The sequence below is a fragment of the Methylobacterium sp. Leaf100 genome (assembly GCF_001422845.1).
Classification (GTDB): domain Bacteria; phylum Pseudomonadota; class Alphaproteobacteria; order Rhizobiales; family Beijerinckiaceae; genus Methylobacterium.
Genome location: NZ_LMMW01000023.1, coordinates 58,046 through 71,514 on the forward strand (window position 1 = coordinate 58,046; position 13,469 = coordinate 71,514).

General features: G+C 65.4%; 12 protein-coding genes. 10 read left to right on the forward strand and 2 right to left on the reverse strand.

Going from position 1 to position 13,469, the window contains the following annotated elements:
* Window positions 1-54 precede the first annotated feature (54 nt).
* Together ASF25_RS12920 and ASF25_RS12925 are read left to right on the forward strand one after the other, a co-directional pair.
* On the forward strand, window positions 55-474 hold the full coding sequence (locus tag ASF25_RS12920) for an acyl-CoA thioesterase (RefSeq protein ID WP_056175509.1): 420 nt from the start codon (window positions 55-57) through the stop codon (window positions 472-474).
* Entirely contained in the window at window positions 474-1,601 is a 1,128-nt protein-coding gene (locus ASF25_RS12925; RefSeq protein WP_056305056.1) for an endo-1,4-beta-xylanase, read from the forward strand. The genes ASF25_RS12920 and ASF25_RS12925 overlap by 1 nt, the downstream gene beginning before the upstream one ends.
* A 16-nt stretch (window positions 1,602-1,617) precedes the next feature.
* On the opposite strand, the gene ASF25_RS12930 is transcribed toward ASF25_RS12925, so the two are convergent.
* Together ASF25_RS12930 and ASF25_RS12935 are read right to left on the reverse strand one after the other, a co-directional pair.
* The gene (locus ASF25_RS12930; protein WP_056305059.1) at window positions 1,618-2,526 is read right to left on the reverse strand and encodes an alpha/beta hydrolase; all 909 of its coding nucleotides are present in this window, start codon (window positions 2,524-2,526) and stop codon (window positions 1,618-1,620) included.
* Between the two features lie 95 nt (window positions 2,527-2,621).
* Window positions 2,622-3,518 carry a lytic transglycosylase domain-containing protein gene (locus ASF25_RS12935; RefSeq protein ID WP_056305061.1) on the reverse strand — a complete coding sequence of 299 codons (897 nt, stop codon included), beginning with the start codon at window positions 3,516-3,518 and terminating at the stop codon, window positions 2,622-2,624.
* A 200-nt stretch (window positions 3,519-3,718) separates the two neighbouring features.
* Between ASF25_RS12935 and ASF25_RS12940 the strand changes: the two genes are divergently transcribed.
* The 8 genes from ASF25_RS12940 to ASF25_RS12970 all read left to right on the forward strand — a co-directional run bounded on the left by ASF25_RS12940 (window position 3,719) and on the right by ASF25_RS12970 (window position 13,397).
* Window positions 3,719-5,347, forward strand: a complete 1,629-nt coding sequence (locus tag ASF25_RS12940) for an ABC transporter ATP-binding protein (protein WP_056305063.1) — start codon at window positions 3,719-3,721, stop codon at window positions 5,345-5,347.
* Window positions 5,348-5,355: 8 nt separating this feature from the next.
* Complete coding sequence (locus ASF25_RS12945; RefSeq protein WP_056305065.1) at window positions 5,356-6,576, forward strand: phosphopentomutase; 1,221 nt, start codon at window positions 5,356-5,358, stop codon at window positions 6,574-6,576.
* A gap of 18 nt (window positions 6,577-6,594) precedes the next feature.
* Window positions 6,595-6,786, forward strand: coding sequence for a DUF1192 domain-containing protein (locus tag ASF25_RS12950; protein WP_056263102.1), 192 nt, complete (start codon window positions 6,595-6,597; stop codon window positions 6,784-6,786).
* A gap of 174 nt (window positions 6,787-6,960) precedes the next feature.
* A complete protein-coding gene (locus ASF25_RS12955; protein ID WP_056175487.1) occupies window positions 6,961-7,599 on the forward strand; it encodes a TetR/AcrR family transcriptional regulator in 639 nt (212 codons plus the stop codon).
* Window positions 7,600-7,802: 203 nt separating this feature from the next.
* A complete protein-coding gene (locus tag ASF25_RS12960) occupies window positions 7,803-8,279 on the forward strand; it encodes a DUF2852 domain-containing protein (protein WP_056305067.1) in 477 nt (158 codons plus the stop codon).
* A gap of 152 nt (window positions 8,280-8,431) precedes the next feature.
* Window positions 8,432-9,067 carry a uracil phosphoribosyltransferase gene (gene upp / locus ASF25_RS12965; protein ID WP_056305069.1) on the forward strand — a complete coding sequence of 212 codons (636 nt, stop codon included), beginning with the start codon at window positions 8,432-8,434 and terminating at the stop codon, window positions 9,065-9,067.
* A 455-nt stretch (window positions 9,068-9,522) separates the two neighbouring features.
* Complete coding sequence (locus ASF25_RS21990; RefSeq protein WP_082502712.1) at window positions 9,523-11,058, forward strand: AAA family ATPase; 1,536 nt, start codon at window positions 9,523-9,525, stop codon at window positions 11,056-11,058.
* Window positions 11,059-12,386: 1,328 nt separating this feature from the next.
* Complete coding sequence (locus ASF25_RS12970; protein WP_056305071.1) at window positions 12,387-13,397, forward strand: NAD(P)H-quinone oxidoreductase; 1,011 nt, start codon at window positions 12,387-12,389, stop codon at window positions 13,395-13,397.
* Window positions 13,398-13,469 lie beyond the last annotated feature (72 nt).

Sequence of the window (13,469 nt, forward strand, 5' to 3'; positions counted from 1 at the left end):
GTCCGCGGCGCGCGGCTTGCGACGGGCTGCCTCCTTCGCCACCGGATCGACACCATGTCCCGCCGCGACCCCGCCCCCCATCCGACCCATCAGCCGACGGATCGGGGGCCACCGGTGATCCGAACCATCGCCATGCCGGCCGATACCAATCCGGCCGGCGACATCTTCGGCGGCTGGCTCATGGGCCAGATGGATCTCGCCGCCGGCAACGTCGCGGCCCGGCGCTCGCGGGGCCGTTGCGCCACCATCTCGGCCGAGGCGATGACCTTCCACAGCCCGGTCTTCGTCGGCGACGAAGTCAGCATCTACGCCTGGATTGTGAAGGTCGGGCGCACCTCCATGCGCATCCAGGCCGAGGTCTGGCGCCGCGAGCGCGAGGGCGAGGTGACCATGAAGGTCACCGAGGGGCTGTTCACCTTCGTGGCCATCGGACCAGACCGGCGCCCGCGCCCGATTCCACCGGAAGAGAACTGATGCCGAGCCGTCGCGATCTGCTGAGGGTCGGCGCCCTCGCTTTGGCGGCCGGGCCGGTCTCGGCGGCGGCCCGGGGGGCGTGGGCGGCCGATGGCCTCAACGCGGCGGCGGCACGCAAGGGCATCGCCTACGGTTCCGCCGTGAACATCACACCCCTGCGCCAGAATCCCGCCTACGGACGGGCGCTTGCCCGGGAATGCGGGGTCCTGGTGCCGGAGAACGCCATGAAGCTCGCCTATGCGTGGCGGGCGCCCGGCCCCATCGACTTCTCGTTCGCCGACGAGACCGTCGCGTTCGCACAGGGCAACGGTCAGTGCCTGCGCGGCCATACCCTCGTCTGGCACGAAGGCATCCCCGCCTGGGCGCAGGAGCGCATCGCCCGGGACGCGGAAGGCTTCCTGCGCGAATGGATCGGCGCCATGGCGGGGCGCTATCGCGGCCGGATCGAGGCCTGGGACGTGGTCAACGAGATCTGCGGGCCCGATTCCGGCCGCGCCGACGGGCTGCGGGCGAGCCCCTGGCTCGCAGCCCTCGGCTCGGGCTATGTCGACCGCGCCTTCACGATCCTGCACGAGGCCGACCCCGGTGCGGCCGGGGTCTGGAACGAGAACGACCTCGAACTCGACGCCGATTGGATCGCGCCGCGCCGCGCCATGGTGCTGAGGACCTTGGAAGTAATGGTTCGGCGCGGCGTGCCGATCCGGCGCCTCGGCCTGCAGGGCCACCTCTACGCCAGGCATCCCCTCGACCAGGACAAACTCCGCCGTTTCCTGCGCGACGTGGCCGGGCTCGGCCTCGCCATCGAGGTGACGGAGTTCGACGTCAACGACCGGGATTTCCCCGCCGATCTGCCGGCCCGGGACCGGGCCGTCTCGGACCTCGCCCGGCGCTTCCTCGACGTTGTGCTGGACGAGCCCGCGACCCTCAACGTACTGACCTGGGACATCACCAACGCCAACACTTGGCTCAACACCAACCCGCAGCGCCGCCGGGCCGACAGATTGACGCAGCGGGCCCTGCCCCTCGACGAGGCGTTCGCCCGTACGCCCCTGTGGTGGGCGATGCATCGGGCCTTCTCCGACGCGCCGGACCACAAGGCGGCGCGGGACAAACTGCGGCGGGGGTGATCCTCCGGCCGTGCCGTCAGCGGTTCACCGTCCGCGACGGGACGCGCTCGCCGCCGGCATGCTGGCGGAGGAAAGCGGCCATCTCGGCGAGCGCCGGGGCCTTGGAGCGGAACGTCACCGAGAGCGCCAGCAGGGTGTCGGAGTGATCGAGGCCGGCATAGACTCGCTCCTGCACGGGCACCCGGGCCTCGCGCAGACGGGCAGCTAGGTTGCGGGTGTTGCTCGGGCGCACGGTGGTGTCGCCGTCACCGGTGGCGAGGTAGGCCGGGGGCGAGTGCGGCCCGGCGAAGGTCACCGGCTGGGTCGCCGCCTTGTCGCGGGCCTCGCCGAAGACCTCGGTGGCGGTGCCGGCATCGAGGGGAAGGAAATCGTAGGGGCCGGACAGGCCGGCCACCGCCCGCACGATCTTCGGATCGACGCCGGCCCGACGCAGGTAGCGCGGATCGAGCCCCAGCATCACCGCGTTGTACGCGCCCGCCGAATGGCCGGCCAGCACGATCCGGCGCGGATCGCCGCCATACTGGGCGATGTTGTCGCGCACCCAAGCGATGGCGGCGGCCCCGTCGTCGAGGAAGTCGGGGAAGCGCACCTCTGGGTAGAGCCGATAGTCGGGCAGCACCGTCACGAAGCCCTGAGCCGCGAGCGCCTGACCGACGAAGGCGTAATCCTCCTTCGTGCCGTTCTTCCAGGAGCCGCCATAGAAGAACACCAGCACGGGAGCGCCGCCGGTGCCGGCCACGGGAGTGAACACATCGAGGCGCTGGCGCGGGTTGGGGCCGAAGGACGCGTTGCGGACGGTGAGGCGCCCGCCGTCGTCACGCGGGCCGATGGCGTCGAACAGCGCGAGGGGCGAACAGGCCGTCATCCCGAGGGAGAGCAGAGCGAGACCGATGAAGCCGGCAAGGACGGTGAATACCCGGGTCATGCATCTCTCTGAAGGCGGCGTTGCCTTCCTGTGACAGGGCGCACACGGCGGTTTCATGGCACCCATGCTGACAATCGGCATCGTGATCGCCGGAGTTACGTGCGCAGGACGAGGCAGGCGCCACCGACCCCACGAATCCGTCCGCATAATTTGTCTGCGGCCTCGCGGCTCTGGGCGGGAATTCGGATGCGGTAGAAGGCCCGGGTGCCGCGATTGCGCAGGCGTGTGCCGATGATCATCGGCCGAACCTCGCCGATCACACTTGTGTAGAGCTGGCGTGTCCGGGCGAAACTCTGGAGAGCCAAGGCCTTCGAGAAGTTGCCCGCGAGCTGGATGCCCCAGGGCGCCGCCGGCCCCTCGTTGCCGCCCAACGCGAAGCGATCGCCGCGCGACGGGACGCGCAGGGCCGCCGTCACCTGGAGGCAGCTCTTCTCGGCCTCGGGTTTCTTGGCCGCGTCGGCCTTCTCATCCTTGTTCTCGCTCGGCGGCATCTCGATGCCGGCGCCCGCGCGCCAATCCTCCGCCGGCGCCCCGGTGATCGCCAGAACGTAGTTGCGCGTCTCCGCAGGCAGGCCACCGGTGCCGGCGAGCCACGCCGAGACCCGGCCCGGGCCGCCGTTATAGGCCGCTGCCGCGAGGCCGAGATTGCCGAACTGCCGGTTGAGGTCGGCCAGCAGATGGGCCGCGTGCGGGATCGCCTGCTCGGGATCGAACGGATCGGCGAGGCCGCGCTCGCGCGCCGTGCCGGGCATGAACTGCGCGATGCCCTGCGCGCCGACGGGGCTGACGGCGCCCACGCGAAAAGCGCTCTCGCGCCAGATCAGGCGGGTCAGGAACGGGACGGGGAGGGCGCGCGTCTTCGCGGAGGATTCGATGAGGCGGCACAAGGCCTGCTCCACGGTCTCGCCTCCCTCCGATGGGGCCGCCGAGGCGGAGGCCGCGCCGGCGAGGAGGAGCACGAGGGCGGGGAGGGCGGAGCGCAGGGAGATCACCGGTGGTGTTGTAGCGTGCGCGGCGGTCCGATCAATCACGCATCGGCGTTCGCCCATCGCCATCGTGCGCGCTATAACCGCTTCGAGACCTCCCCAGCCCGGCTCGCTCCCATGACCTTTCCCCGGATCACCTCCCGCCGGATCACCTCCCCCCGGATCACCTCCCCCCGGATCACCTCCCCCCGGATCACCTGCGCCCGATGACCGACACGCTGCTCGAGGTTCAGGACCTGTCCGTGGCCTTCCGCTCCCGCGAGCGCGAGACCCGGGCGGTGGACGGCGTGAGCTTCGCCATCGCGCCCGGCGAGACCCTGGCGCTGGTGGGCGAATCCGGCTCCGGCAAGTCGGTCACCGCCCTGTCGATCCTGCGCCTCCTCGACGGCAGCGCCCACCACCCGGGCGGACGCATCCTGTTCCGGGGGCGGGACCTCCTGACGTTGCCCGAGCGTGAGTTGCGCAAGGTGCGCGGCGCGGACATCACCATGGTGTTCCAAGAGCCGATGACTTCCCTCAACCCGCTCCACAGCATCGAGCGGCAGATCGGCGAGGTGCTGGAGGTGCATCGCGGGCTCTCGGGCCGGAAAGCGCGGGCGCGAATCCTCGAACTCCTCGACCTGGTCGGCCTACGTGACGCCGAAAGGCGCCTCGCCGCCTATCCGCACGAGCTCTCCGGCGGCCAGCGCCAGCGGGTGATGATCGCCATGGCGCTCGCCTGCGAGCCCGACCTGCTGGTGGCCGACGAGCCGACGACGGCCCTCGACGTCACCGTGCAGGCACAGATCCTCACGCTGCTGGCCGACCTGCAGAAGCGCCTCGGCATGGCGATGCTGTTCATCACCCACGATCTCGGCATCGTGCAGCGCATCGCCACCTCCGTCTGCGTGATGCTGGAAGGGCGCATCGTCGAGGCGGGGGAAACGGCCGAGATTTTCGCCCGGCCGCAGCACCCCTACACGCAGCGGCTGCTGGCCGCCGAGCCGACGGGCCGCGCCAACCCGGTCGCGGAGGGCGCATCCGAGCTCCTCGCCGCCGGGCCCTTGAAGGTGTGGTTCCCCATCCGCCAGGGGCTTCTCCGGCGCACCACGAGCCACGTGAAGGCCGTGGATGGCGTGTCCCTCCGGGTCCGGGCCGGCGAGACCGTGGGGGTGGTCGGCGAATCGGGTTCCGGCAAGACCACCCTGGGCCTCGCGCTCCTCAGGCTGACGGGCTGCGAGGGGCCCATCGTCTTCCTCGGCCAGTCCATCGCCGGCCTGTCCCCGGCGGCCATGCGGCCGTTCCGCCGCGACATGCAGGTGGTGTTCCAGGACCCCTACGGCTCCCTCTCCCCGCGCATGACCGTGGGCGACATCATCGCCGAGGGGCTGGTGGTGCAGGGTGCCGTGAAGAGCCGGGCCGAACGCCAGGCGGTGGTGGCCGGCGCCCTCACCGATGTGGGCCTCGATCCGGCGACCATGGACCGCTACCCGCATGAATTCTCCGGCGGCCAGCGCCAGCGCATCGCCATCGCGCGCGCCATCGTGCTCAAGCCGAAATTCGTCGTCCTCGACGAGCCGACCTCGGCCCTCGACCGTTCGGTCCAGGCGCAGATCGTCACCCTTCTGCGCGACCTCCAGCGCGAGCGCGGCCTCGCCTACCTGTTCATCAGCCACGATCTCAAGGTGGTCCGCGCCTTGGCGAACCACGTTCTCGTCATGCAGAACGGCCGCGTGGTCGAAGAGGGGGCCGCCGAGGCGATCTTCTCCCATCCGCGCCACCCCTACACCCAGGCCCTGTTCGCCGCCGCCTTCGATCTGCGCAGCGAAACGGTCGCCGATCCGGTCCCGGCCTGAGACGCCCCATGCCGCGCGCCCTCCTCGTCGTCCTCGATTCCGTCGGCATCGGCAGCGCGCCCGACGCGGCCTCCTATGGGGATGCCGGCTCGGACACCCTCGGCCACATCGCGGAGGCCTGCGCCGCCGGGCACGGCGACCGGACCGGCCTGCGCGCCGGCCCCTTGCGCCTGCCGAACCTCACGGCGCTGGGCCTCGGCCTCGCGGCGGAAGGCGCCACAGGGCGCATCCCACCGAACCTCGCCCCCACCGACCCGGTCACGGGCGCCTACGGCCACGCCGCCGAGACGGCCGCCGGCAAGGACACGCCCTCGGGCCATTGGGAGATCGCGGGCGTGCCCGTCCTCGATCCGTGGGGCCACTTCCCCGACACGATTCCGGCCTTCCCCCGGGCCCTCGTAGAGGCCCTCGTCGCGCAGGCGAATCTGCCCGGCATCCTCGGCGATTGCCACGCCGCCGGCACGGCGATCCTCGAGCGCTACGGCGCCGAGCACATCCGGACCGGCAAGCCGATCTGCTACACCTCGGCCGACAGCGTGTTCCAGATCGCCGCCCACGAGACCCATTTCGGCCTGGAGCGCCTCGACGCCACCTGCGGCATCGCCCGCGACCTGTGCGACACGTACCGGGTCGCGCGCGTCATCGCCCGGCCCTTCGTGGGGTCGCCGGAGGCAGGGTTCCGCCGGACGGCCAACCGCAAGGATTACGCCGTCGAGCCACCGGGCGAGACCCTCCTCGACCGTCTGTCCGCGGCGGGTCGCAGCGTCGTCAGCGTCGGCAAGATCGGCGATATCTTCGCCCACCGCGCGACGGGCCGCGAGATCAAGCCCGCCGGCAACGCCGCCTGCCTGGATGCCGCCCTCCGGACTTTTCGCGATCTGCCGGACGGCGGCCTCGTGTTCCTCAACCTCGTGGATTTCGATACGGAGCACGGCCACCGCCGCGACGTGCCGGGCTACGCCGCCGAGCTTGAGGCCTTCGACGCGCGGGTGCCGGAGATCCACGCGGTCCTGGGCGCCGGGGATCTCTGCATCGTCACCGCCGACCACGGCAACGACCCGACCTGGGCGGGCACCGAGCACACCCGCGAGCAGGTGCCGATCCTGGCTTTCGGCCCCGGGATCGCGCCCGGCCCCCTCGGGGAACGCGCGACCTTCGCCGATATCGGCGCCACGGTGGCGCGCCACCTCGGTCTCGCGCCCCTCGGGGCGGGGCAGCCGTGGCGATGAAACGGAGAAGGACAGACCATGCGCGATGACGACGAGACCCGTCCGGAATCGAGCCCGGCCCACCGGGTGGGCGAGCCCCTCGACACCCTGTCGGTCGCCGATCTCGCCGAGCGCATCGCCCTCCTGCAGCGCGAGATCGCGCGCCTCGAAGCCGCCCGCGACGCCAAGAATGCGGCGCGCGACGCGGCGGGGTCCATCTTCCGGATCTAGAATCGCGCCCTGTTGCGCCCCTGCGTCGATAGCGTACGGTCTGTCTACTAATCGACAGAGATGGCTTAAAAATTCACGGTCGCGTGCTAGGGGAGGGCTCCGGTCTGCAACCCCACTTGCAACCACGAGGGCTCTCGCCCGTCATGATGGGGCGGACCCGATGAGGACAACAGCGTGCGACCCTGGCGCGAAGGCCCCGACGACCGGCGCAGCTACCACCACGGGAACCTCAAGGAGGCCCTGATCGAGGCGGCGCGCCGGTTCATCGCCGAGCGCGGCGTCGGCGGGTTCACCCTGGTCGACGCGGCCCGCCTGGTGGGCGTGACGCCGGCCGCCCTCTACCGCCATTTCCGCGGGCGCGAGGCCCTGCTGGAGGAGGTGGCGGGGCGCGGCTTCACCGACCTCGCCGAGCGCCTGGCGCGGTCCCTGGCGGCGAAGGGGACGCCGCTCGAGCGGTTCACCCGGATGGGCGAGGCGTACCTCGCCTTCGCCGAGGAGGAGCCGGGCTACTACGCGGCGATCTTCGAGACCCGGGGCCTGCCCGCGGGGGCGCCGAACCCGGAGGCCGGGCCCCGGCCGAGCCCGTTCGACCTGCTGGTGGACGCCCTGCAATCGACCTTCCCCGAGGGCTTCGGCGGGGTGGCGCCGCGCTTCGTCGCCCTCGAAGTCTGGGCCCTGTCCCACGGTCTGGCGACGCTGGCCGCCTCCGGGCACCTGCCGAAGGGGCCGGGCGTGCCGGACAAGTACGAGCTCCTGCGCGCCGGCGTCCTCGCCCTCGTGCACGGCGCCGGGCCCGCGCGCGCGCGCGACTGACGCACGACCGGCGCGCAACCGAACCACAACCTTCGCGCGCGCCCCAAGATGGAACGGCGCAGCCGGCCCACGGAACGGGGTTCGCCCGGATGAGGCGAGCATCGGGCGCGAACCGCGCACGAATCCGCGCCACGCCCCCCTTGAAAGCGCGCCGCCGCATCCGCAAGTAAATGTCGTTCACATTAACATCGGAGACGTGAGCCGTGAGTCAATCCTCGACCTCCCCCTGGGCCTCCGGCAAAGCCTGCCGCAGCGGCCCGTTTCCCAAAAAGTCCTTCGAGATCGGCGCCATCGTGGTGGGCTTCCTCTACTGGTGGCCGCTCGCCGCCGCCTACGTCGCCTGGAAGGTCGCGGGCTATCCAGCCTTGAGCGAGTTGCGGGGGCTCGCCAGCCGCGGCAGCGCCTGGGGCTCGGCCTGGCAGGCGGGCGGCACGCCGGGGCGCTCGCGCTTCGCCGCCGCCTACGAGGCGGCCAACGGCGTCGGCACCACGGGCAACCGCGCCTTCGACGATTACCGCAAGGCCGAGCTCGACCGGCTCGACGCCCAGCGCAAGGCGCTGGCCGAGGAGAGCCGCGCCTTTTCGGAGTACGTCGAGGGCCTGAAGCGGGCGAAAGATCGCGAAGAATTCGACGCCTACATGGCCCAGAAGCGCGCCGCCGATTCGACCCGCTCGGTCTGAACGACCCAAAGCGTCCCATCCACAGGGGGCTTCCGGCACCACGCCGGGAGCCCTTTTTGTTGCGGGCCCCGATGCGGGCGCGGCCCCGATCCGCTAAGGCTCGTCGCCTGGGGTCCGCGTTGCGCCGACCCGACCGGGGACGAGGGCGGGCGATGCCAAACGCGGCGGTTCGGGTGGTCGACCACCCCCTCGTTCAGCACAAGCTGACGCTCCTGCGCGACAAGGCGCGCTCCACCAAGGGGTTCCGCCAGATCCTCAACGAGATCGGCATGCTGCTGGCCTACGAGGTCACCCGCGACCTCCCGCTCGAATCCGTCACCATCGCGACGCCGATCCAGACCATGCAGGCGCCGCAGATCGCCGGCAAGAAGCTCGTCCTCGCGCCGATCCTGCGGGCCGGCACCGGCTTCCTCGACGGCATGCTGTCGCTGATGCCCTCGGCTCGGGTCGCCCATGTGGGGCTCTACCGCGATCCCGAGAGCCTGGAGGCGGTGGAATACTACTTCAAGGCCCCGTCGGATCTCGCCGACCGCACGGTCCTGGTCCTCGATCCGATGCTCGCCACGGGCAATTCGGCGGTGGCGGCCATCACCCTCCTGAAGGCGCGCGGCGCCCACGACCTCCGCTTCGTCTGCCTGCTCGCCGCCCCGGAGGGGATCGCCCACCTCCAGGCGGGCCACCCCGACGTGCCGATCTGGACCGCCGCCATCGACAGCCACCTCAACGACCACGGCTACATCGTTCCTGGGCTGGGGGATGCGGGGGATCGGATGTACGGCACGCGGTAGGTGTGGGGGTTTAGACTCGGTAGTTATCCCTAATGTTCGTAACGGGTGAACTTGAGGCGGTCCCTTTCCCGAAGGTAAGTTGTGGGAGCGGCCCTTCAGTGCAGAGACAACCATAGGCAGTTTCGCGCTATCAGCGGACATTCGGGCGAAACCGCTCGAATGTCTGCTTGGAGCCCGCCAGCTCCCGTTGAGATGGAATGGTCGGTCCGGCGGCCACGACATGCCTGCACCCTGACCTACGGACGTACTTTTTAAAGTGTCGCTTGGTCCACCTCCGACGCCGTTGGACTGGCAACATCGCGATCTCCGACGTGGACCGTCAGCGGACCAGCACAGTCGTCACGCTGCTCCGGAACGACGCGAAGCGCGCACTCCGTTAGGAGCGCAGGAAAGCAGAAGATTTCCTCTGGATCTAAGATATAGTCTGACCATAAGGACGCGAGAGGGAAACGCAGGTGAAATTCATCGTCATTCCACGATTTCAGCATTTTCCGTCCTCAGGAAACAATGAAGTATATTTGAAGATAGACCACTGGAATGACTATTCATTTTTTACGATGTTTGATGCATTGATCTTTGACGAGGGGGGTGCAGAGGTCGATCTTGGCGCAGTAAAGATTGGATTTGTTGGTCAAAAAACTATCGAGAAAACCTACGAGAATATAGAAAACGTATTTGAAGAGCTACCCGAAGGTTTTTTCTCGGTCGGTCAAGATGTAGATTATTATCATAAACTCTACTCAAGTGTATCCGAAAAATTCAGGAAAACTTTTCTAGCTAACATCAAAGACGTGGTTTACGATGAATTAAATCATCAAAACGCGTCCGGAGAAGAGGTTTTTCAAGTCTCCTTACTTCGTTCGATTGGTGTTTCGACTATCACAGGCCAATATCGGCGCATCTTGGAAGGTGGGGCCTCACTAAGTAACTTTGATTTCGGATTTCGTCGTGAGGAAACCACGGATATAGCAGGCATAGAGCTAATCTTTAAGGTCGACGCAGGCTCGTTGCCAAGCACAAATATACACATCCTTATCGGACGTAATGGGGTTGGAAAAACATCCCTCCTCAATGAAATGATTACAGCCCTCATAAATCCATGTTCTACCAGTTCACATTTCTACCAAAATGACTTATTTAATCAGCAGAAAATTGATCCAACTTACTTTAGCAGTCTGGTATCTGTTGCTTTCAGTGCCTTTGATCCATTTGATCCGCCACCAGAACGTACTAATCCTGAAGAGGGGCCACGTTACTATTATGTTGGACTAAAGCATGTTACGGGTAAGGATGGTGCAAAATTAAAATCTACAGGTGCCTTGCGAGATGAATGTGTTGCAAGTCTGTCTGAATGTTTTTCAGACAAGACAAAGATGGGCCGTTGGCGATCCGCGATAACGACGTTGGAGTCGGACGAAAATTTCGCTGGGATGCAATTAGGCGGTCTAGCAGATCTGTCAGAACCGCAACTCAAGCCTACAGCGACACATCTTGTCGGGAAGATGAGCTCAGGCCATGCGATCGTTTTTTTAACTATTTCACGGCTGGTTGCCAAAATTGAAGAAAAAACACTGGTCTTACTTGATGAGCCAGAAAGCCATCTCCATCCGCCGCTTTTATCGGCTTTTACGCGCGCCTTGAGTGAACTATTGCGTCATCGAAACGGCGTTGCGATTGTTGCTACACATTCTCCTGTTGTTTTGCAGGAAGTGCCAAAATCTTGTGTTTCGATCATAACAAGGTCTCGCTTAGCGATGCACACTGAGCCTCCTCGAATAGAAACTTTTGGTGAGAACGTAGGCATCCTAACGCGAGAAGTTTTTGGACTAGAAGTTGCTAAATCTGGTTTTCATTCGTTGCTTGAAGCGGAGGTTTTAGAGGGAAAACCTTACGACCTGATCGTTTTCAAGTACAAAGAGCAAATCGGATTGGAAGCCCGCGGCATTCTTCGCGCTATGATTGCAGAGCGTGATGCTAAGATCGTGCAGTAATGAGAAAAATATCACTCCCAACTAACGATCCAATCCAAGTCTATGAGACTTGCGTATTGTCCGTGAAAGATCCTAGTCTTAGAAAAAATTATTCGGACAATCAGGTACATATAGTAGCCGCTGTGACTGCTTTCGCCGCTGCTACCGCAACGGCATCTTGGGCAACCCTTCCCCGCATTCCTAATGGAAATCCGGGACTTATCGTAACGGGTACTTTAAGCAAAAAAAACCTTATGGAGCTTTACTCCTCTTATATGGTAGATTGTAAGGGACCTTCAAGAGATATTTACGATGACATACTTGTAGGATCAGGAGGGAAGTGTCCATTCTGTGGAGGCATAGGCCAAGTTCAAACCTTAGATCATTATTTACCAAAGGCGAATTTTCCACTTTACTCTATCCTTCCGTCAAATCTGATCCCCTGTTGCCGCGATTGCAACACAGGGAAAAGTAATTCGTTTGGGGCCCTCATACAGCAGCAGACACTTCATCCGTACTTAGACGATGACAAATTTTACAATCAACGCTGGGTAACTGCACGGGTTCGTAGAAGCAATCCTATTACGATTGAATATGTATGTGCCCCACCAGACCACTGGACTGATATCGAAAAACTTAGAGTTCATCGTCACTTTGAAGACTACAATTTATCTTATAGATGGAGTGTACAAGCTGCCGCCGAGCTCGCGCGCATAATTGACAGTAGAGTTGGTGCGCTTAATATACTACAACCAAATTTATTTAGGCTTCACTTATTAGATAGCGCAAATAGCTCTGGTTACGATCTTAATGGCTGGAACCGCACAATGTACGCGGGTCTCGCGAGCACCACCTGGTTCTGTGAAGTGGACTTCACAAGTCAAGATTGGCATTTAGAATAGTATCAGGGACTAAATCGAAGCAAGCGTGAGCTGCGCCCGAGCATTTCCTCTTCTTAGCAGCCGGTGAGTTGGACTCAAGATCGACGCTGCTGTGCTCGCCCTGACTGGCTCCGCGGCGTCGATCTCTACGGCAGTGATCATCAGCGCGGCCGGCAGATGGGTCCTTTTTGGATGCTTATCCCGGGTTCCGATTGGACTCTGATTGACACTCGGTACGATGACCTCATCGTAGACATCCGGCAGATGCCTAAATAGGCTTCGACATGCCGATGTCCTAGCCGTCGCTTTCAGGGCCGCTTCGCCTTCCAAGCGGACATTCGAATAGGCAGAGCCAAAGGTCCGCGACGGGTCAGACCCAGCCGAAACCGATCTCCTCCAAAAACCCCCATCCCTTGCCAAAACCCCACCCCACCGCACATGACGGGTCTCGCCAAAGGGAGCCCCGCCATGACCGCCAGCCTGCCCAAATCCATGCGCCAGATCCGGTTCACCGCCGCCGGCGGGCCGGAGGTGGTGGCCGTCGAGACGGTGGGGCTGCCCCAGGCCGGGCCGGGGCAGGTGCTCATCGAGGTGGTGGCCGCGGGGGTGAACCGGCCGGACATCCAGCAGCGCGAGGGCAAGTATCCGCCGCCGAAGGGCGCGACGGAGATTCCCGGCCTCGAAGTCGCCGGCCGGATCGTGGCCCTGGGGGAGGGCGTCACGGGGCTCGGCCTCGGGGACGAGGTCTGCGCGCTCACCCTCAGCGGCGGCTACGCCGAGTTCGCCGTGGCGGAGGCCGGGCAGTGCCTGCCGCGCCCCGCGCCCCTGTCCCTGGTCGAGGCCGCGGGCATCCCCGAGACCTATTTCACCGTCTATTCCACCGTGATCGAGCGCGGCCGGCTCCAGCCCGGCGAGGCCTTCCTGGTCCATGGCGGATCGAGCGGCATCGGCTCCACGGCGATCCAGATCGCCAAACACCACGGCGCCCGGGTGTTCGCCACGGCGGGCTCGGCGGAGAAATGCGCCTTCTGCGTCGATCTCGGCGCCGAGGCGGCCATCAACTACCGCGAGGAGGACTTCGTCGAGCGGGTGAAGGCCCTGACCGAGGGCCACGGCGTCGACGTGATCCTCGACATGGTGGGCGCGCCGTATCTGGCCAAGAACCTGTCGGCGCTCGCCATCGAGGGGCGCCTCGTCCAGATCGCCTTCATGCAGGGCTACAAGGTCGAGTCCTTCAGCATGACGCCGATCATGATGAAGCGCCTCACCGTCACGGGCGCCACCCTGCGGGCCCGGCCGAAATCCGAGAAGGCCGCCATCGCGCGGGGGCTCGCCCGGGATGTCTGGCCCCTCCTCGACGCCGGGACGATCCGTCCGGTCATCCACGCGACCTTCCCCCTCGAAGACGCGGCCCGCGCCCACGAACTCATGGAATCCAGCGCGCATCTCGGCAAGATCCTGCTGGTGACGGGGCGCTGAGCGCAGGAACTCCCGATCCGACCCGGCGTTTGACCTCCGAACACAGTCACGCGTCCGGGCGATTCGCCCTGG